We start from the raw sequence: 22,926 nt of genomic DNA, 5'->3' as shown, positions 1-22,926 counted from the left end.
ATAATCAGCCTGATCCTGAGTAAGACAATAAAAAAAGATCCTGGCAAAAATGCCAGGATCCTTATAACTACATTTTGTAAATCCGATCTTAGTTCGCCGGAGCTGCAGGTGCAGTAGGAGCAGCTGGTGCTTTTTTAGGAGCAGCTTTCTTCTTAGCAACTGGTTTTTTAGCAGCGGCTTTCTTCTTAGGAGCAGCTTTCTTAGCAGCGGCTTTTTTAGGAGCAGCTTTCTTAGCAGCAGCTTTTTTAGGAGCAGCTTTCTTAGCAGCAACTTTCTTTTTAGGAGCAGCTTTCTTAGCAGCGGCTTTTTTAGGAGCAGCTTTCTTAGCAGCAGCTTTCTTTTTAGGAGCAGCTTTCTTAGCAGCGGCTTTTTTAGGAGCAGCTTTCTTAGCAGCAGCTTTCTTTTTAGGAGCGGCTTTCTTAGCAGCAGCTTTTTTAGGAGCAGCTTTCTTAGCAGCAGCTTTCTTTTTAGGCGCAGCTTTCTTAGCAGCCGCTTTTTTAATTGTTGCCATTGTTTTTTGAATTTGGGTTAGTAAAAAAAATTGGGTATTAAAAAAAACTTTATGGCTAACACTGACTAAGCTTCCGCCTGGGCAGTGGTATCAAATGCTTTAACAGAAACGTAAGTCTTGTTTTCGCGACCTTTTCTGAATTCCACAACACCGTCTGCTACTGCGAAAATGGTAAAATCTTTACCAACACCTACATTTTGACCGGGATGATAAACCGTACCTCTCTGGCGAACAATGATGTTGCCGGAGATAGCTGGTTGACCACCGAAGATTTTTACGCCCAGCCTTTTGCTATGGGAGTCACGGCCGTTCTTTACACTACCTTCCCCTTTTTTATGTGCCATTGTATAACTACTTTAAACTTGTCTAATAAATAAATTTAGCTTAATAAGGAATTAAGCTATTTCATTGATCTTGATTCTCGTAAAGTGGGTACGATGTCCTATTTTCTTTCTGAAGCCTTTACGTCTCTTCATTTTGAAAGCGATGACTTTGTCACCCTGAACATGAGCCAAGATCTCTGCTTTTACTACTGATTTTACATCAGTGCCTACGGCCAGCGTGCCGGCATTATCCGTTAACAGTACATCGGAAAACTCCACCTTGTCTCCAATATTTCCTTGTAACTGCTGTACAAAAATTTCCTGGTCTTTTTGTACTTTAAATTGCTGACCTGCGATTTTTACAACTGCAAACATAATTATCCAAAATATAATTTCCGCAAAAGTAACCTTTTGTTTTATAATAGACAAAGATTTTCGGTCTTTTTTAATTCACATGTATAAACAGATGTGAAAGGACCCGATAAAGCTTAATCTTTTCAAAGATACATACTTTATTGAATTTTAAATTATTTTAACAAATTATGCTTTGCGCCACCGGGCCGGTACATCCCCCTCTTTGTGCTATATAAGGATGCCGTAAAAACAGTTATCTTGCCGCACAAACCAACGCAAATTTGTATACTTTTGTCGTTTACACGAACAAATACAGATGGATCGGGGGAATAATTACGAATTGCGAATTACGGTTGTGAGCGAAGATCGCTCCAGTCCGTAATTCGTAATTCGCAATTCGTAATTATTAGAAAATATCCCAATCTTTAAGTCTTTCAATCATAAAATAAAGGGCATGAAGTTTAAATCACTGCTGGCCAAACCATTTGCTTCCATCGTTCATAATAAGATCAGGAAGGAAATGTTAAGGGCGGTGGAAGATCAGGATGCTATCCTGCAGGAGCTGATAAAGACGGGCAAGAAGACTGAATTCGGAGCAGATCATAAGTTTAACGCCGTACAATCCCATGATGAATTTAAACAGGCGGTACCTGTAAGGGATTACGAGCAGTTTAAGCCGTATATAGAGCGTATCAAAGAGGGGAAACAGAATGTATTATGGAAAGGCCAGCCTATATATCTTGCCAAAACATCGGGTACAACCAGTGGTGTTAAATATATTCCCATCTCCAAAGAATCTATTTCTAATCATATAGATACAGCCCGTAATGCGTTGCTGAATTATATGGGAGAAACCGGCAACACTGCGTTTGCCGACGGAAAAATGATCTTTTTGTCCGGTTCCCCTGAGCTGGAGAGAGTAGGAGGTATACCCACAGGGCGTTTGAGTGGTATTGTGAATCATCATATTCCAAGATACCTGCGTACCAACCAGCTGCCATCGTACGAAACCAATTGTATTGATGACTGGGAAACCAAGCTGGACAGGATTGTAGAAGAAACCATCAACCAGGATATGACGCTGATCAGCGGCATACCGCCATGGGTACAGATGTACTTCGATCGTTTGATGGAACGCAGCAATGGCAAACGGATCAAGGAAATATTCAGGAATTTTGATGTGCTGATATATGGTGGGGTGAACTTTGAGCCATACCGGGCCAAGCTGATGGCTTCTATTGGCGCACCTATACACACCGTGGAAACATTTCCGGCTTCAGAAGGCTTTTTTGCCTTCCAGGACTCACAGGAGCAGGAAGGGCTGCTGCTCAACACCAATTCCGGGATCTACTATGAATTTATTCCCGCACTGGAAATCTTCAATGAAAATCCTACCCGGTTGTCGCTCAAAGATGTACAAACAGGCGTAAATTACGCCATGATCATAAACAACAATGCCGGATTATGGGGTTATAACCTCGGTGATACCGTAAAATTTATCTCCACAAATCCTTATCGCCTGTTGGTTACCGGTCGTATCAAACATTTTATTTCCGCCTTCGGAGAGCACGTGATCGGGGAAGAAGTAGAACACAGCCTGATGAAAGCAGCTGCGGAAGAAAATGTACACATTACAGAGTTTACGGTAGCACCGATGGTGCAAACTTCCGGTGAACTGCCTTACCACGAATGGTTTGTAGAGTTTGAAAATATGCCGGCAAACCTGGCATCTTTTGCGAAAAAGGTAGATGAAAATCTGCGTCAGAAGAATATCTATTATGATGATCTTTTAACCGGCAACATATTGCAACCCCTTAAGATAAGGACTGTACGCAAACAGGGCTTTATCGACTATATGAAAGCGATCGGAAAACTGGGCGGGCAAAATAAAGTGCCGCGTTTAAGTAACGACAGGAAGCTGGCAGATGAGCTGTCACAGTATTTACAGCGGTAGCCTGGCATTCATAGGTGTAACAGCAGCCGGATCAATGTCCGCCGCTGATTCGTCATTTTTGTTAACTGAAAAAAAAGTAAATCACCGTAATGAATAAACGAAAGATTGCCATTTTCGGGTCTACCGGATCTATTGGCATACAGGCACTGGAGGTGATCGCGGCGCATCCCGACAGATTCAGCGTAGAAGTGCTTACTGCACAGCAAAATGCAGATCTGCTTATTGAGCAGGCGCTGAAATTCAAGCCTAATGCAGTAGTAATAGGCAGCGAAGACAAATACAAGCAGGTAAAAGACGTATTATTTGATAAAGGCATTAAGGTATTTGCCGGTCCTAAAGCCATGGTAGAAGTGGCTGCGTGGAGCTCTATTGATATGATGCTGGCGGCCATTATGGGCTTTGCCGGTTTGGCACCTACCTTATCTGCTATTGAGCAGGGCACCCCTATAGCACTGGCCAACAAAGAAACCCTGGTAGTTGCCGGGGATATTGTAATGGCTACTGCCCGCAGGAAAAATGTACCCATTATACCAGTGGATTCAGAACATTCCGCTATCTTCCAATGCTTACTGGGAGAGCCTTTCAGTAAAGTGGAAAAAGTAATTCTGACTGCTTCCGGCGGCCCTTTTCTCGGTAAGAAACCCAATTTTCTTATCAATGTTAAAAAGGATCATGCACTGCAGCATCCTAACTGGAGCATGGGCGCTAAAATAACCATCGACTCTGCCACCCTGATGAATAAAGGGCTGGAAATGATTGAAGCGCGCTGGCTCTTTGGTTTGCAACCTGAACATATTGAAGTGGTGATACACGCACAATCTATCATACATTCCATGGTGCAGTTTGTGGATGGATCGCTGAAAGCCCAGATGGGATTACCGGATATGAAACTGCCTATCCAGTATGCTTTGGGGTATCCCGACCGCTTAGCCAATGATTTTCCCCGTTTCTCCTTCAGAAACAATCCAACGCTCACATTTGAGCAGCCCGATACCAAAACATTCCGTAACCTTGCTATTGCCATTGAGGCGATGCATAAAGGCGGAAATGCGCCCTGCGTAATGAATGCAGCCAATGAAGAAGTGGTAAATGCATTTCTGAAAAACAGGATCGGATTTTTGCAGATGACAGAAGTGATTGAAGAAACAATGGGCAAGGTGCCATTTATAGAAACACCTACCCTGCATGATTATTACGAGTGCGACAATGCCGCACGCGAACATGCTGCTTCCCTTATCAATTCTATCGTTATATAAAGTTGTCCATAAAAATTAACAAAGAGTTTTGCCGGAATATGTAGTAAAACTAATATATTAGGCAGATTAAAGCAGAAACAAGTAAATGACTACAGAGGTAATATTGGTGAAAGCCGGACAGTTATTACTGTCACTCTCTATTTTGGTTGTATTGCATGAGTTGGGCCACTTTATCCCGGCCAAATTATTTAAAACCAGGGTAGAAAAATTCTATTTATTCTTTGATCCATGGTTCTCTCTTTTTAAAATTAAAAAAGGGGAAACTGAATATGGCGTCGGTTGGCTACCGCTGGGAGGATATGTAAAAATATCCGGAATGATAGATGAGAGCATGGATAAGGAGCAGCTGGCACAACCGCCACAGCCCTGGGAATTCCGCGCTAAACCTGCATGGCAGCGACTGATCATCATGATAGGTGGCGTTACCGTAAACATTATACTTGCATTTTTCATATATGCGATGATGTTATGGTACTGGGGCGAAAGCTACCTGCCTACAACAGGTGCTAAATACGGTATCGTAGCAGATTCCCTTGCCCAAAGCATCGGCATGCGTGATGGTGATAAAATCATCACGATAGATAATCATCACGTGGAAGCATTTGATGCTATTCCTGGCGATGTGATCCTGCATGAAGCAAAAAGCATACAGGTAGAACGCGACGGCAAACAGCTGAACCTCCCTATCCCGGAAGGTTTCATCAGGCAGTTGCTTAAGCAGAAGGCGCCATTTGCCTTACCGCGGTTCCCTTATATTGCAGACAGCACAAAGCCCGGAACGGCTGCCGCCAAAGTAGGTGTACAGAAAGGAGATCAGCTGATAGCTGTTAACGGCATAGCACTTCCTTACTACAATGAATTTGCAAAGGAAATCAAGAAGCATAAAAATGAAGACGTTATTGTAAGCGTGATCCGCGGAAAGGATACGCTGAACCTGGCGGCCAAGCTGAATGATAAAAGCGAGTTTGGTGTTTATCCGAAAGATCCTTTTGAGTATAAAACCAAAAAATATACTTTCCTTCAGTCTATTCCTGCTGGTTTCAGCAAGAGTATAAACAAGCTGGTATCATATGTACAGCAACTCCGTCTGATTTTTGTTTCGAAAGAAGTGAAAGTAAGTGAGTCGCTGGGTGGTTTTGGAAGTATAGCCAACCTCTTTCCTGAAAGCTGGAACTGGATGATGTTTTGGGAAATGACTGCATTTTTGTCTATCATCCTGGCATTTATGAATATTTTACCGATTCCCGCACTGGATGGTGGACACGTACTGTTCTTACTCTATGAAATCATTACTGGTCGCAAGCCCAGCGAGAAATTCCTTGAGTATGCACAGATAGGTGGAATGGTCATACTATTTAGTTTGTTACTGTTCGCTAACGGACTGGATATCTGGAGAAGTATCAGCAAATTTTTCTAAAAAATAACAGCAAAGCGGGCAGCATTTACTCAATGCTGCCCGCTTTTATCAAATATTTCGTATATTTGTAGTTCTTCAACCGGGGTCGCCTGGTTTTGACAGCATAGATCTTTGAAAGTGTAAGCATGCCGTGCGTTGGATAATTAGCACGATAATCTGAATATTCAAACTCTAATTGGCGAATCTAACTACGCCATGGCTGCCTAATCAGAGATTAGACACCCATTATAGCCGCTTGAAGTTGTCGCCTTATGCGACTTCCGCCGCCGAATCATAAACCCATAGGGATAGGTATTCATGGTTTCTGTGAGTGAATACTGAAGCTACAACGGATAAGGACAAGGTTGGTTTGTTACGCCCCTGCCAAGTTCCGACACACCAATGCGTAAATAAGCATGTAGAAAGCTTTCGGCGAATATGTTTGGACGCGGGTTCGATTCCCGCCGACTCCACTAAAGCCTTGCAGATTGCAAGGCTTTTTTTATGCCCATAAGTTTTCAGCTCATTTCAGCTTTTTATAAGCATGTGTGTATACCTGTTCGCTCGCGTATGCATCGTATTCCCTGGGGTGGTTGTAATACCAGTATATCAGGTCAAAATACTTTTTCAGTAAGCTCCAGTCTACGCTTTCTACAGCCGCATCATCTTTTAAGGTCAGCGAGAGCATACCCTGTAATTTTTCTACTTCCTCCCATTTTACATGAAAACTCTCACCACGTGTAGCAGTATCCTTTACCTGTTTCCCTATATCAGCAGGATATGGACAGCCTTTCCCTATTTTTTTAACAATATCTGCATTGACAGGTATTTTCTTTTTCGCAATTGTACTCAATGCCCAGGCCTGTTCTACATGCCTGGTTTCATGCAATACAGAAGCACTGAGCTCACTCATCACCACCAGTGGCATCGGTTTATAATCGATCCGCATTTTCCACGCTTCCCTGCTGAATGTACAATCCTCGCCCATAGGTACCAGTTCCAGTGGGGGAAATAATCCTGTCTTGTATAGTTCCGGCAACAATTCAACAGCAGCAATTGTATACAACTCATTGAGTTGTTTTATTGCCTCCACCTTTTTTCCCTTTATGCTTTCAGCAAATGCTTTGACCTTGGCAGCGTAGTTGCTTATCCGTTTATCAACAAGTCCCAAATCCGACTCTTCAGTATAATCTCCCGCATTATTTTCCCACAAATCTTTCTGGGGTTTTGTGAGTGTTTTCCTGGCTTCCAATGCTACACTGATTATTTTTTTTCTGATGATATTAGGCTCATTCGGTTTTCCTCCCCATTTAGGATTGAGCAGGAGGCGGTTATTCAGCATCTCAGGGGTCCATGAAAATAATTGCCCGGTATAGATCAGAAAATCATTGAGGTCACTGCCGGATGATACATACGTAGCCCGCTTCCTTTTAAGTACATTATTTATCTGATCTTTATAACCAGTAAACAGCATCGCTGCTGAAACTTTATCTGCTGTTTCCTTTCCTGCCGCACTCACTGCTATTGCTAAATTAACCAGCTCCGTTATTCTTTCTTGCTGCCATAATATATCGATTACATGTTCAAACTCCTTTGTGCCTGAAGTTGAAAATGTGGTCCCATCCACGAGTTCAAACATTATAACGGATCCATTTTTTGTTAAACGCCACCCCACATTATCTACTTTATTATACGGTACTGCTGTCGCCGCAGCCGCTGCTGCAGGTACCACAGCCGCTGCTGCAGCGACGGGTGGTATATCAGCTTTCATGTCTTTAGGATCACCATCCATTTTTTGAATAACGGAAGCCGGGCGATTGTAATTAGCCATTTCCTGCAAGGATTTTAGCTGCCTTACCTGTGCGCTGTTATTGGCCATTACCTGCAACTTTCTTTGGGTTACAGCTTCCTCGCGGTTATCCGTGAATTGAAAAGCGGGGGTATCATTGGAAGAGGTTTCGGAATGCGATACTGCAACAGATCTACCTGTGTTTTCACTGGTTTTGGTTATCTGATTTTTCATATCGCTAACGTTTTATCTTTAATAAAGATTTCCAATTGGCAATGATTTATGACTGAAATATCAGGAAGCTTGTACAATCATATAATTCTTTACTGGTAAATGCCGGGGCTTTTATTAATTCTTCTTATTTAGTGCTTATTATAATCTATAAATTATAAAATAATTCTGGATTTCAGACCTGTTAAGATAAGATATTGCAGCCTTGCCGATATTTATATAGATTGTTTGCTGCATTCAGCAGGAGAAATATTGCAGGAAAGAAGACCGCTTTAACTGTCTTTATGCTTTTTATATCATGATGGTTTTAAAAATGAAATGTATGGAGGTGCTAACCTATCCAGGCAAAATATTTTTTAAATTAATATGAAAAAATTTTGACGTGATTAAAAAAGATATATTTTTGCTGAGCAGATTTATAAACGATTATACCTATTGAATAAGGAAACATTATTGTAGTAACCCTTGTCATTAGCCTAAAGACCAAGATCAACATGCCAATGAATGCCGTTTACTTTGTAATTATCCCTGAAACATATACATAAACAATAGGCCAGTTGCTTTGCATGCCAGTACTATCTGTTTTATAGTAATTAAGAAGTCTTGTGAAAATATACATTGTTATCCTTATTGTTACCCTCTTTGCAGGAATACCTGCGATAGGACAGCGTTTGTCTTTAGGAGACAAGAATGCCTTCGATACAGGCTATTTTTTTATACATGGAGGTTGTAAAGTATTGGTAAGAGTACCAGTTGCATTGTATTCCAGGCCAGACTCCACAGATGTTGCAGGTGTACGTGTTTTTATAAGGAAAACACAGCATCAGCAAGTTCCTGCGCATGTTCCATTTTTATCTGTGAAAGGAAGTGTGTTGTATGATTTTTATTATCAATCACATGTGGATACCCCGTATACTGAAAGGGATATTTATCAACATACCATACAAACAAATCTTAGTGTTACTGTCAAAAACAGGTACCCTTTCAGGGTAGCATTCAGTACGCAGGCAGGTAATTCTTCCTTGTTCCGAAACCTCACAGGAGCGAGGTTTTCCTACACTAACCGTGATTTTAAAAACCTGCTCTTATCAAATGCAAAAAACTGGAATAGAGTGAAGATGAAACAGCAGGTAGAGCTGGACACTTTAAAGGAATATGCAGATAGATTAAATAACCGGATATCCGGGTTGAGTAGCCAGGCGAATGCACCAGCTTTGTTACAGCGCCTGATAGAAGCAAGGGAACGGGCATTGCTTGCGAAAAGAGATTCTTTATCAGGAAAAGTGTCTGGAATAAACAAGGAAGATTCATTGTATCATGCAATGTTGGCAGATGTGGATGCACATAAACAGCAAATAGATTCTTTAGAGCAGGAATTAAACAAGGTGCACAGGCGTTATGAGTTACTTGCTGTAAAAATGAACCGGCAAAAGGCTAACCTGATGGATGTTTTACAACACAGCAGGAATAACAAAGAATTATCTGATGCGTTGGGTGACATGAATCTTCCGGACAGTGTACTGCCAAAAGGTTTTCGTACACTTTTGGCTATCAGAAGTTTTGGTATTGGAAGAACAATGGCAGATTATTCGGAGCTGACTGCAAAGAATATAAGTATTACAGGTGTCCAGGTAGAATATAATCCTTCTTATTACCTGGCAGTAGCAAGCGGGGTAGTCGATTATCGCTTCCGTAATTTTATAGTCAGAGAGCAGCGATCACCTCAGTATATCAATCTTTTACGTGGAGGTATCGGGATGAAGGAAGATAACCATGTATTCCTTACCTATTATACCGGTAAAAAACAATTATATGGTGCTAATGCTATAACACAGGATCAGCCAGTAGATAATCATTTGATGGGAATGGCACTGGAAGTGCAATGGAAGCTGGGGAAGAACACCTTTTTAATTACAGAAGCGGCCAAATCTTCATTGCCGTTTAATGCCAGGAAAGAACACAATGAAAGTAATTTCAACAGCATGTTAAATTTTTCCGGGCATACAAATGAAGCTTACACGGCTACATTCAACACCTTGATCAATCGTAGCCAAACACGTATCAGCAGTATGTATAAGTGGATGGGAAATAATTTCCAGTCATTCAGTCTTTATACCACGGGATCAAGGCAGATAGCCTGGAATATACAGGCGGAGCAGCCATTCTTTCGACAAAGATTATTGGTAACAGGGTCAATAAGAAAAAATGATTACGCTACTTTTTACCAGCCTTCCAATTATGAAAGCAATACTGTTTTCAAGAGCCTGCAGGTATCTTTACGCATCCCCCACTGGCCTGTGATAAACCTGGGTTATCAGCCGTCTTCACAACTGGTGAAGCTGGATGATACTCACTATACCGAGAACCTTTTTTATATGCTAACGGGAACGGCTACACATACTTACAAATATCATGGGACTATGATGAATAGTATGTTAACGTATTCCAGGTTTTATAACAGGAAAACAGATACCGCCTTTGTTTATTTTAATAGCAGGAACATACTTGCCAGTCATACTGTTTTCCTCGAAAAATTTACTTTAGGAGGGCAGGCATCTGCTGCACTGACACAGGAGTATTCACTTTACAATGTTACCGGTGAGGTATCCTGGAAGGCGCTCTCCTGGCTGGAGATCGGAGGTGCCCTTAAATATAACCGGCAAACAGTTTATAACCTGCAACAGTGGGGATATGGGGGAAATTCGAGAATGCATATCCCTAATGTGGGAGAGATTGCATTACACGCAGATAAAAGTTTTTTACCTGGCTCCGGCAAACAGCTGGTGTCAAATAATACAGGAAGATTAACCTATACCAGGATATTTTAAAAGATATGAACCGATTTAAATCCCTATTGATTGGAGCACTGCTATTTTGCCTCCTTTCATCCATGAAGTTGTATGCCCAGGTTGTAATGTCTGTGCAGGTACCTCCTGCCGGTATAATACAGCAATCCCAGTTGTGGAATATGGTACTCACAAACTCCTACACTACTCCTGTAGCCGTAACCCTGATGATACGGTTATCTGATGCAGGTAGCGGACAACCTGTGTTAACAGGTATCTCCCGCAGTATTCAGCTGCCTGCCGGAGCAAAACAACTACAGTTAAAAGATGTGAGCCCTGTAGAATATGAATATCTTTCGCCGGTAGCTGATCGCCGGGACAATGCACTGCTGCCTCCGGGGAATTATACTATTTGTTATAGTGTTGTGATAACAGGTGATAAAACAGCGCGCCCGATGGCAGAGGATTGTGTGAACTTTACTGTTGAACCGGTAAGTCCACCTATGCTGAACACACCAATAAATAACGCGCAGGTGGATGCTTTTTTACCTCAGTTTACCTGGATACCTCCCACGCCCCTTAATTTATTCACCGATCTGAATTATGACCTGGTATTGGTAGAGGTAGATGAGAATCAGTCTGCAGAGGAGGCTGTACAACTTAATATCCCTGTTTACCGTATCTCAGGTTTGCATCAGCCTTTTATGAATTATCCTGCAGGCGCTCCTGCTTTAGATACCGGCATCACCTACGCATGGATGATAACTTCCAATAACGGACGGCAGTTTGCGGCACAAACAAATACCTGGACTTTCCACATGAAGCAACCCGGGAAGGTTTTACACGACGATCCGACGGCTTATGTACAGCTTAAAAGAAGTAGTAGCGGTAATGTAATCAATTGTGGTAACACGGTTAAATGCAGTTATGTGAATGATGCGGGAGATGAAAAAGCGAAGTATGAAATACTGTCGCTTGAAGATAATAACCGCGTAGTACGCCATGGAAACGTAACCCTGCAGCCAGGAACCAATATGATAGCACTTCCGCTCGATAGGGGGAGCAAACTATCATCCGGAAAACTGTATGTATTTCGTTTGTATAACAGCCGAACTGAGAACTGGGAAATAAAATTTATATATAACCCTGAGTTATAAACTATACCTGATCCAACGCCCTTACCTTAACAAATATATTTTACATGATACTGGCTTTAGTAGCGAGAGGGAGGAAAATATTTGCAAGTTTAATGCTTGCTGTTATCTATCTCGAGGTAGTAATACCTACACAGCTGTTGGGGGCTTCCCTGCCTGTTGTTGGAATATCTTATAAACGGCATATAAGCAGCAATGCAATACGGCCTGCTTCCATGATTTCAGAAACCCAACCTCATATGCCGGTCGCATTACCGGCTACAGGTAAAGCGGGTAAAAGTTTATCTGTCAATGATGTTGCCGGAAGTACCTCCCTTAAAACCTCCGGGGGTATCAACCATTTTCAGGGTCAGTCAGATCATCTTGATCTTGGAGGGCCTACACAGCCTGAGATGCAGGCTTTTCATTCGGCTGGAAATGAAAATATGGTAGATCTCTTCAGCGGGGATTTTAATTACAACATTCCTTTGCTGGATGTTGGCGGGTATCCGGTAACAATTGGTTACAACAGCGGGATAAACATGGATCAGGAAGCCAGCTGGGTTGGACTTGGATGGAATATTAATCCGGGTACCATTACCAGGAACCTGCGTGGTATTCCTGATGATTTCAATGGCAAAGACTTTATCACCAAAGAACTGACCATCAAGGAAAATAAAACAGTTGGTGTTAGTGCCGGAGGTGATATAGAAATAGGTGGAAGCCCGATAAACCTGTCACTGGGAGGAAGTCTGGGTATATTTAAGAATTCCTACAAGGGATGGGGATTTGAAACCAGTATGAATGCCAGTATCAATGCGGGTAGTAAAGGTACGGGATCCTTGACCGGAGGATTATCTGTCACCAATAATTCCCAGGAAGGATTGACTATTTCGCCTTCATTGGGTTATTCATTTCCGAGTAAAGACGCACAGGAGAAAGGTGGCTATAGCGGAAGTTTGTCGGTGGGCACTTCCTATAACTCCAGATATGGGATGAAGGGGCTGCAACTTTCTGGTGGGCTTCGTCAGTACGCACAAAAAGAAAAGGCTGATAAAACAGGAAATAAAACAGGAACCGGCAGTGTGTTTGGGTCTGATATTTCATTTGCTTATCCGGGATATACGCCAACTATCAGTATACCCTATACAAATGAGATGACCACAGTAACACTTAAGATAGGAGGCGTGATTACGATATTGCATCCCAGTTTCTTTGCAAGCGGATATGTTACCAGGCAATTTATTGCAGATGCAGATAAACGTTTAAGTCTGCCTGCATTTGGTTATCTGAATTATCAGTCAGCTGCTAACAACCTCAGTGCATTGCTGGATTATAATCGCGAAAAAGAAGTGCCTTACCGCGAAAGTCCGGCTGTGCCAAATATTGCCGTCCCTTCTTACAGTTATGATATATTTTCTATTTCGGGAGAAGGAACGGGGGGAAGTTTCAGGGCCTACCGTAACGACATCGGTTATGTATATGATCATGAGGTTACCACCCGTGATCAGTCCAGGAGATTCAGTGGTGACGTAGGCTTTGGTGAAATAGTACATGGAGGTGTGGATATTAATTATACCAGGGCTTTTACAAGGTCGGCACTTTGGGCCAATCAGAATCCGCTGGCAGCTATTGTTGCCTTCAGGAAATCAGATAAAGCATTTGAAGCTTCCTATTTCAGAAACCCCGGAGAAAAGACGATCAATGCCAGTTCTTTTTATGATGCATTGGGCGGTGATAATGTAGTTACGCCGAGACTATACCAGGATGGTTTCTCATCTACTATTACTTCTACCAACAGGCTAACGCCTTACAAAGGTGCGGTGCCTCAACCGGATATTACACTTAACAGCAATAATGTCGTAAAACCTGCCCGCGAAAAACGTACACAGTCAATCTCTTATCTGACTGCCAAAGAAGCCAGTGAAGTTGGTTTGTCCAAATATATAGAGAACTATAGCCTGAATAATTATGGAACCAATAATTGTAAGTCAGAATTTGTAGATGAATATTATGGCAACGGAGATGGACTGAAGGCCACTTATTATGACTACAAAGACTTTAACAACGTGGCCTTTGAAAGAGTGGTGCCTGCACTCGATTTTTATAATAATGACGATTTTAACCGGAACTACCAGCAGGGGCAAAAATGGTTGAACGATGATTTTTCAGCAAAGTATACAGGCAGGTTAAAAGTACCGCAATCCGGGACTTACTGGTTTCAATTTGATACAGATGATGGATTCCAGTTTTTTATGAATGATGAGATCATTTATAGTGATCTGTCAGCACACAGTGTGAAGTCGCAATGGGTGAAAGTAAATATGGAGGGCGGCAAGCTGTATAATTTGCGTGTGGATTATTATAATGCAGGCCGTGATGCAGTCTTACTTATGAAGTGGAAGTCGGACGCCCTTGGCCCTAATCCGGACTACCAGCTGGTTCCAGCAAATAAATTTTTCCTTACCAAGAACATTGATACGTTTGTCGTTAATAATGTATTGTCGCGTGAAAAGCGGATCAACTCATTCCGTAAAGCAGATCACATCTCTGAAATAGATGTGCTGAACAGCGATGGGAGGAAGTATGTGTATGGAATTCCTGTATATAACCTGCAGCAAAAGGAAGCTACTTTTTCTGTAGACAAACAGGATGGTAATAATACGGAAGGACTGGTTAAATACGTACCCGGCCAGGATGATGGATTACATAATAATAAGGGAAATGATAATTATTACAGTGGAGAGTTTATGCCGGCGTATGCCCATTCTTTCCTGTTGACGGGTATACTTTCTCCTGATTATACAGATATTACGGGTGATGGTATTACGGATGATGACCCGGGTAATGCGATCAGGTTTAACTACACCAAAACGGCCGGTATTGCAAATCCTTTCAAGTGGCGTACACCCTATAATGACAGCGCTACCTACAATGAAGGAATGAAAACAGATTACCGGGATGATAAGGGTAGTTATGTATCTGGTGCCAAGGAGTTATGGTATCTCAACACCATAGAATCAAAGAATATGATTGCTGTATTCAGGTTATCTCCCAGGAAAGACCTGTTACAAATTGACTCCAATGGAATTAAGAGCGATGGTGGCGCTAAACGTCTTGATCAGATAGACCTTTATACCAAAGCTGATTTTCTGAAGTATAATACAGGTGCTACACCAGTTAAAACCGTGCACTTTGATTACACCTATGAATTATGTACTGGTGTTAATGGATTTCAGGGAAACGCTGCCGGAACAGGGAAACTAACCCTGAAGCGAATATGGTTTAGTTATAATGGTAATGACAAGAACCGCAGGAATGCATATGTATTCAATTATAATAAGCTGAATCCTTCTTATTCTGCACGTAAGTATGATCGTTGGGGCAATTATAAGGATCCTTTGCAAAACCCTGGCTCTACGGCTGCTAACCTGATTACAAACTCCGATTACCCTTATGCTTTACAGGACAGCACTGTTGCAGCCGCCAATGTTGCGGCATGGACACTCGATTCAATAGTGATGCCATCAGGAGGCCGTTTGAAGATCAATTACGAAAGTGATGACTATGCATATGTACAGAACAAGCGTGCTATGCAGATGTGTAAGGTAGCAGGCTTCAGTAAAAACGCACCTTCTTCTCTGCAGGATATATCCGGCAGAATGTATGGAGGGCTGCCTGCGGAAGATTACATGTACGTTGCTATTAATGTACCGTACCAGGTGCATTCCAATGATGAGGTATATGCCCGCTATCTGGAAGGTATCAGTAAAATATACTTCCGGCTGTTTGTGAATATGCCATCCGACAAATTTGGCGATGGTAGTGAATTTGTGCCATGTTATGCCAGGCTGGATGCAAACGGAGGATATGGTTACATCAATAATGGTAATACTATATGGGTAAAATTGTCGGGTATTGATAAAAGGGGAAATGAAGGCGGAAGCAACAGCCCATTGGTAAAGGCGGCCTTTCAGTTTCTTAAATTAAACCTGCCATCCAAAGCCTACCCCGGATCCGATGTAGGGGATAACCCCAGCATGGTGGACGGAGTTAAAATGCTGTTGACGCAGGCAGAAAATATAGCCAATACACTGCATTCATTTGAAGATAATGCCCGGCCGAGAGGGTGGGCACAGAACATAGATACCTCACGTTCTGTGGCCAGATTGAACAGCCCTGTGTTTAAAAAGTATGGTGGCGGACTTCGTGTAAAAAATATTCTTAGTTACGATCATTGGAATAAGATGTCTGGTCAGCGTGAATCGGTTTATGGAAAGGAATATAATTATACCACTACTAAAATTGTCAATGGTGATACATTGAATATCAGTAGCGGTGTTGCATCATATGAACCTGCACTGGGAGGAGAGGAGAATCCATGGCACATGCCGGTTGAATACCTGGAACAGGTAAGTCTTTTGGCACCGGTAAATCTTGGTTATACAGAAGAGCCTCTTGGAGAATCTTTCTTTCCTGCTCCGGCTGTAGGATACAGCAAGGTAAGGGTGAGAACGATCAATGCAAAGAATACCCGGTCTGTTAATGGTTTTGACGAAACCTGCTTCTATACAACAAAAGATTTTCCAACCATTACAGAACGTACTACCATCAGTGGAGATACGAAGAAAAGGTTCAAAAATGACCTGGGTAATTTATTGAAGATTAATGCACGACATTTCCTGACGATCTCACAAGGGTTTAAGATAGAATTGAATGATATGAATGGAAAGATGCGTTCACAGGCATCATATGCAGAAACAGATCCTGATCATTGGATTACCTATACGGAGAATTTTTATAAAGTAGATAATCAGCAGGCAGCAATAAAACATCTTGATAACAGGGCACTAACCATTTCTGCCAAAGGTATTATTGATACGAGCCTGATAGGTAAGGATCTGGAGTTAATGCTGGATATGAGGGAACAACGATCTCTTACCAATGGAGTGAACCTGAACGTTAATGGTGATTTCTTCATGGCGGGTATATTGCCGTTTACTTTTCCTTCTATGATCCACCTGCCTCAGCGGGAAGAAAATACATTCCGTTCAGTAGCCGCAACTAAAGTTATCAACAGGCATGGTATACTGGATAGTGTAGTTGTGATAGATAAAGGCAGTCGTGTAGTTACGCATAATCTCTTATATGATACTGAAACAGGAGATCCGGTGCTGACATCTATACAAAATGAATTTAATGATCCCGTATATAATTTTAATTATCCTGCTGCCTGGATCTATGAAGGGATGAGTGGTGCATACAAGAATGTGGGTGTAGTAATGGATCATATCGATATTAAGGAAGGACGGATCATCAACGGTTTGCAGGGCAATGCAAATGATTATTTTTTCACCGGTGATGAATTGCTGGTATTCTCTAAACGAAAAGTGGCAGGTACTGAATGTGAACCTGAAATAGCCCGCTGGCCTGCTGCCTATAAAGTATGGGTGGTAAATGCCAATATGCTGAAGGGCAGTGCTCCGGATATTTATTTTGTTAACCAGGATGGTTCCCCACTTACCGGTAGTGATATTTCCCTTAAAATAACCCGTTCAGGCAGAAGAAATATTGCAGCAGGTGCCGGAAGTGTTGCTATGCTTCGCAATCCACTTGTGAAGAATGGCAATAGCTATGCCTTTGTATTGAACGATTCATCCCGTATCATTAATGCATCTGTTACAGAATTTAAGGAGTTCTGGAAAGTGCCGGACAGGAAAAAGGCTGGGGTGATCATCGATACATTCAGAAATGAGGCGTTGAGCCGTACATTTACCACTTATTGTGGTGCAGATGGTACAGGAAGCAGTGTAGTGATTACTGTGCCGGCAGGTACCTATAAATCAGTCGTAAGCCAGGCTATTGTAAACGAATGGGCATCGGACTACCTGGATAATAATGGTCAGTACCTGGCTAATCAGCAAGGGAAGTGTACTTATTATAACTGGGAACTGAAAGCTCCCTTCCGCAAGAATGATTGTGGTGATAGCGCAATTGGTAGCCTGGTGAAATATACTATTGCTGCAGGTACAGATTCCTCCAATCTCAGCACCGCTGATGCCAATTCCAAGGCCTATAACCGGCTTGTGGCAGGAGGACCTGGTTATGCCAATGCTAATGGATTTTGTACTTGGTATAACTCAGCACAGACGGGTATTTTTATCCCTAATAATTGTCCGACAGGAGCAAGAGGGTTAGGTGTTTCATATACCGTACCGGCAGGAAAAGATTCTTCTGTTGTTAGTAAAGCACAGGCAGATAGTCTGGCTCGCATAAGATTAAATATAGAAGGACAGGCATATGCAAATGTGCAGGGCATCTGCTGGTATTACAGTGTGCTGCAATCAAAAACTTTTACTAAGAATAATTGTGGACAGGATGGTATTGCATCTTCTGTAGTGTATACGGTTCCTGCAGGTGCTGATTCATCTACTGTAAGCCAGTCGGCAGCAGATAACCTGGCTTTGGCAAGATTGAACCTTGCTGGTCAGGCATATGCAAATGCGAATGGCATTTGTACGTACTACAATGTTGCGCAGAGCGGAACATTTACCCGAAACAACTGTACTGGCGGTATTGGTTCAACAGTTACCTACACGCTTCCTGCTAATACGGATTCTTCTAATATCAGTATAGCGGATGCCAACAGTAAAACAATGGTGAAAGTGAATGCCGGTGGTCAGGCCTATGCGAATGCGAACGGCACGTGTAAGTACTATAATGTTGCGCAGAGCGGTACGTTTACCAGAAATAATTGCACCGGTGGAGTTGGTTCAACAGTTACTTATACGCTTCCTGCTAACACCGATTCTTCTGCGATCAGCGTAGCAGATGCCAATAGTAAAACATTGGTGAAAGTGAACGCCGGTGGTCAGGCCTATGCGAATGCGAATGGCATTTGTACCTACTACAATGTTGCGCAGAGCGGAACATTTACCCGCAACAACTGTACCGGTGGAGTTGGCTCAACAGTTACTTACGCACTTCCGGCTAATACAGATTCTTCTAATATCAGCATAGCCGATGCCAATAGTAAAACATTGGCGAAGGTGAACGCTGGTGGTCAGGCCTATGCAAATGCGAACGGCATTTGTACCTACTACAATGTTGTGCAGAGCGGAACATTTACCCGAAACAACTGTACGGGCGGCATTGGCTCAACAGTTACTTACACGCTTCCTGCTAATACAGACTCTTCTAATATCAGTATAGCGGATGCCAATAGTAAAACATTGGCGAAAGTGAACGTCGGTGGGCAGGCTTATGCGAATGCAAATGGCACGTGTAAGTACTATAATGTAGCGCAGAGCGGTACGTTTACCCGAAATAACTGTACTGGTGGAGTTGGTTCAACAGTTACTTATACACTTCCTGCTAATACAGATTCTTCTAATATCAGTATAGCTGATGCCAACAGTAAAACATTGGCGAAGGTGAATGCTGGTGGCCAGGCCTATGCGAATGCGAATGGCATTTGTATCTACTACAACACAGCGCAAGGCGGTACGTTTACCAGAAATAATTGCACCGGTGGAGTTGGCTCAACAGTTACTTACACACTTCCTGCTAACACCGATTCTTCTAATATCAGTATAGCTGATGCCAATAGTAAAACATTGGCGAAAGTGAATGCCGGTGGCCAGGGCTATGCGAATGCGAACGGCATTTGTACCTACTACAATGTTGCGCAGAGCGGAACATTTACCCGAAACAACTGTGCTGGTGGAGTTGGCTCAATAGTTATTTATACGCTTCCGGCTAATACCGATTCTTCTAATATCAGTATAGCGGATGCCAATAGTAAAACATTGGTGAAAGTGAATGCTGGTGGTCAGGCATATGCGAATGCGAACGGCATTTGCACCTACTACAACACAGCGCAGAGCGGTACATTTACCCGGAATAACTGCACTGGCGGTATTGGCTCAACAGTTACTTACACACTTCCGGCTAATACCGATTCTTCTAATATCAGTATAGCTGATGCCAACAGTAAAACAATGGCGAAAGTGAATGCCGGTGGCCAGGCCTATGCAAATGTGAACGGTACGTGTAAGTACTATAATGTAGCGCAGAGCGGTACGTTTACCAGAAATAATTGCACCGGTGGAGTTGGTTCAACAGTTACTTATACGCTTCCGGCTAATACCGATTCTTCTGCGATCAGCGTAGCAGATGCCAATAGTAAAACAATGGCGAAAGTGAATGCTGGTGGCCAGGCCTATGCGAATGCGAATGGTATCTGTACGTTTTATAACGTTGTAAAAAGCCAGGCATTCACGCGTAATAATTGCGCAGCAGGAGGTACCGGATCTTCAGTAACCTATACTGTAGCAGCAGCAACATACAGTTCAACTATCAGTCAGGCAGATGCAGATGCTAAAGCAACAGCAGATATTACAGCTAATGGTCAGGCTTATGCCAACACTAACGGTACCTGTACGTTTTATAGCGTTGTAAAAAGCCAGGCATTCACGCGTAATAATTGCGCAGCAGGCGGCACCGGATCTTCAGTAACCTATACTGTAGCAGCAGCAACATACAGTTCAATCGTAAGTCAGGCAGATGCAGATGCTAAAGCAACAGCAGATATTACAGCCAATGGTCAGGCTTATGCCAACACCAATGGTATCTGTACATTTTATAACGTTGTAAAAAGCCAGGCATTCACGCGTAATAATTGTGCAGCAGGCGGCACTGGATCTTCAATAACCTATACCGTAGCAGCAGCAACATACAGTTCAATCGTAAGTCAGGCAGATGCAGATGCTAAAGCAACGGCAGATATTACAGCCAATGGTCAGGCTTATGCGAATACCAATGGTACCTGTACATTTTATAACATTGTAAAAAGCCAGACATTCACGCGTAATAATTGCGCAGTAGGCGGCACTGGATCTTCAGTAACCTATACTGTAGCCGCTGCTGCATATAATTCAACTATCAGTCAGGCGGACGCAGATAATAAAGCAACGGCAGATATTACCGCCAATGGCCAGGCTTATGCCAACACCAATGGTACCTGTACATTTTATAATGTTGTAAAAAGCCAGGCATTCACGCGTAATAATTGTGCAGCCAGCGGCACCGGGTCTTCAGTAACCTATACTGTAGCCGCCGCAAAATACAGTTCAACTATCAGTCAGGTAGATGCAGATACTAAAGCAACGGCAGATATTACAGCCAATGGTCAGGCTTATGCCAATGCCAATGGTACCTGTACATTTTATAACGTTGTAAAAAGCCAGGCATTCACGCGTAATAATTGCGCAGCAGGCGGTACCGGCTCTTCAGTAACCTATACCGTAGCAGCCGCCGCATATAATTCAACTATCAGCCAGGCGGATGCAGATAGTAAAGCAACGGCAGATATTACAGCCAATGGTCAGGCTAATGCCAACACCAATGGTACCTGTACGTTTTATAACGTTGTAAAAAGCCAGGCATTCACACGTAATAATTGTGCAGCAGGTGGCACCGGATCTTCAGTAACCTATACTGTAGCAGCAGCAACATACAGTTCAACTATCAGTCAGGCGGATGCAGATGGTAAAGCAACGGCAGATATTACTGCTAATGGTCAGGCTTATGCGAATGCGAATGGTACCTGTACGTTTTATAGTGTTGTAAAAAGTCAGGCATTCACGCGTAATAATTGTGCAGCAGGGGGCACCGGATCTTCCGTAACCTATACTGTAGCCGCAGCAAAATACAGTTCAACTATCAGTCAGGCGGATGCAGATGGTAAAGCAACGGCAGATATAACAGCCAATGGTCAGGCTTATGCGAATGCGAATGGTACCTGTACATTTTATAGTGTTGTAAAAAGTCAGGCATTCACACGTAATAATTGTGCAGCAGGTGGCACCGGCTCTTCCGTGACCTATACCGTAGCAGCTGCCGCATATAATTCAACTATCAGTCAGGCGGATGCAGATGCTAAAGCAACGGCAGATATTACAGCCAATGGTCAGGCTTATGCCAACACCAATGGTACCTGTACATTTTATAACGTTGTAAAAAGTCAGGCATTCACGCGTAATAATTGTGCAGCAGGCGGCACCGGCTCTTCAGTAACCTATACCGTAGCCGCAGCAAAATACAGTTCAACTATCAGTCAGGCGGATGCAGATGCTAAAGCAACGGCAGATATTACAGCCAATGGCCAGGCTTATGCCAACACCAATGGTACCTGTACATTTTATAACGTTGTAAAAAGTCAGGCATTCACGCGTAATAATTGCGCAGCAGGCGGTACCGGCTCTTCAGTAACCTATACCGTAGCCGCCGCAAAATACAGTTCAACTATCAGTCAGGCGGATGCAGATGCTAAAGCAACGGCAGATATTACAGCCAATGGTCAGGCTTATGCGAATACCAATGGTATCTGTACATTTTATAACGTTGTAAAAAGTCAGGCATTCACACGTAATAATTGTGCAGCAGGTGGCACCGGCTCTTCAGTAACCTATACCGTAGCCGCAGCAAAATACAGTTCAACTATCAGTCAGGCGGATGCAGATGCTAAAGCAACGGCAGATATTACAGCCAATGGTCAGGCTTATGCGAATACCAATGGTATCTGTACGTTTTATAATGCTGCGAAAAGTCAGCCATTTACAAAGAATAATTGTGCAGGTGGAATAGGATCTACAATAACTTATACTGTGCCTGCTGCGAAATATAGTTCAATAATAAGCCAGGCAGATGCAGATAATAAAGCGCAGACTGATATCAATAGTAACGGACAGGCTTATGCGAATGCGAATGGTACCTGCCAGGCAGCTTATGCAAAACTTAGTTATCCATCTTATGATTATGTAACTGAGACAAATGAGACTGAAAATGCGAGTTACTGGAGAGGAGATCTTGTTATAAGCTTCTATTCAGATGCAGCATGTACTGTGCCGCTTAGTGTTACCAATTTACCGATAATACTGAATGTTACATCCAAAAGCGAGTCCTGGGATGACGCTAGTTCAGGCAGCTATAATAGTAGTACTACACCAACTACGGAAGCCTATACCATAAATGGTTCATCTATGCTACTGAAGAGTTCATTTAATTTTACTACTAACATCGACTATCGAAAATGGGAGGGTAATATGGAAGTAGTACCTACTGAACATTATAGACTCACGTATACATTCGTAATCGCCCCCAATAGCGCGTTTACTGTCAAATAATATTAAC

General features: G+C 42.7%; 10 protein-coding genes and 1 other RNA gene. 7 read left to right on the top strand and 4 right to left on the bottom strand.

Features of this window, described 5'->3' with window-relative positions; translation table 11 throughout:
• Positions 1-88: 88 nt before the first annotated feature.
• From CLV51_RS18250 to rplU, 3 genes are all read right to left on the bottom strand, one after another.
• On the bottom strand, positions 89-511 hold the full coding sequence (locus CLV51_RS18250) for a histone (protein WP_106529480.1): 423 nt from the start codon (positions 509-511) through the stop codon (positions 89-91).
• A gap of 65 nt (positions 512-576) precedes the next feature.
• Positions 577-855 (bottom strand): 50S ribosomal protein L27, encoded by a 279-nt coding sequence (gene rpmA / locus CLV51_RS18245; protein ID WP_079468897.1) that lies wholly within the window; start codon positions 853-855, stop codon positions 577-579.
• A 51-nt stretch (positions 856-906) separates the two neighbouring features.
• Positions 907-1,263, bottom strand: coding sequence for a 50S ribosomal protein L21 (gene rplU / locus CLV51_RS18240; RefSeq protein ID WP_245898819.1), 357 nt, complete (start codon positions 1,261-1,263; stop codon positions 907-909).
• 379 nt (positions 1,264-1,642) lie between these two features.
• Here rplU and CLV51_RS18235 point away from each other — a divergent pair, with 379 nt between their 5' ends.
• The 4 genes from CLV51_RS18235 (at position 1,643) to ssrA (ending at position 6,270) form a co-directional block, all read left to right on the top strand.
• On the top strand, positions 1,643-3,142 hold the full coding sequence (locus tag CLV51_RS18235) for a GH3 auxin-responsive promoter family protein (RefSeq protein ID WP_106529479.1): 1,500 nt from the start codon (positions 1,643-1,645) through the stop codon (positions 3,140-3,142).
• 89 nt (positions 3,143-3,231) lie between these two features.
• Positions 3,232-4,398: a 1-deoxy-D-xylulose-5-phosphate reductoisomerase gene (locus CLV51_RS18230; protein ID WP_211302038.1), complete on the top strand. Its 1,167-nt coding sequence runs from the start codon at positions 3,232-3,234 to the stop codon at positions 4,396-4,398.
• 85 nt (positions 4,399-4,483) lie between these two features.
• Positions 4,484-5,815 carry an RIP metalloprotease RseP gene (gene rseP / locus CLV51_RS18225; RefSeq protein WP_106529477.1) on the top strand — a complete coding sequence of 444 codons (1,332 nt, stop codon included), beginning with the start codon at positions 4,484-4,486 and terminating at the stop codon, positions 5,813-5,815.
• An 81-nt stretch (positions 5,816-5,896) separates the two neighbouring features.
• Positions 5,897-6,270: a transfer-messenger RNA gene (ssrA, locus tag CLV51_RS18220) on the top strand.
• 47 nt (positions 6,271-6,317) lie between these two features.
• On the opposite strand, the gene CLV51_RS18215 is transcribed toward ssrA, so the two are convergent.
• Positions 6,318-7,817 carry a hypothetical protein gene (locus tag CLV51_RS18215; RefSeq protein ID WP_106529476.1) on the bottom strand — a complete coding sequence of 500 codons (1,500 nt, stop codon included), beginning with the start codon at positions 7,815-7,817 and terminating at the stop codon, positions 6,318-6,320.
• Between the two features lie 602 nt (positions 7,818-8,419).
• Between CLV51_RS18215 and CLV51_RS18210 the strand changes: the two genes are divergently transcribed.
• Genes CLV51_RS18210 through CLV51_RS18200 form a run of 3 tightly spaced genes read left to right on the top strand, consistent with a single transcriptional unit; the run spans position 8,420 to position 22,919 of the window.
• On the top strand, positions 8,420-10,642 hold the full coding sequence (locus CLV51_RS18210; protein ID WP_106529475.1) for a coiled-coil domain-containing protein: 2,223 nt from the start codon (positions 8,420-8,422) through the stop codon (positions 10,640-10,642).
• A gap of 5 nt (positions 10,643-10,647) precedes the next feature.
• Positions 10,648-11,757: a hypothetical protein gene (locus CLV51_RS18205; protein WP_106529474.1), complete on the top strand. Its 1,110-nt coding sequence runs from the start codon at positions 10,648-10,650 to the stop codon at positions 11,755-11,757.
• A gap of 44 nt (positions 11,758-11,801) precedes the next feature.
• A complete protein-coding gene (locus CLV51_RS18200; protein WP_106529473.1) occupies positions 11,802-22,919 on the top strand; it encodes a DUF5977 domain-containing protein in 11,118 nt (3,705 codons plus the stop codon).
• The last annotated feature ends 7 nt before the right edge of the window (positions 22,920-22,926 follow it).

Source organism: Chitinophaga niastensis (genome assembly GCF_003014755.1).
GTDB classification, from domain to species: Bacteria; Bacteroidota; Bacteroidia; order Chitinophagales; family Chitinophagaceae; genus Chitinophaga; species Chitinophaga niastensis.
This window is presented reverse-complemented; position numbering and strand designations above follow the sequence as displayed.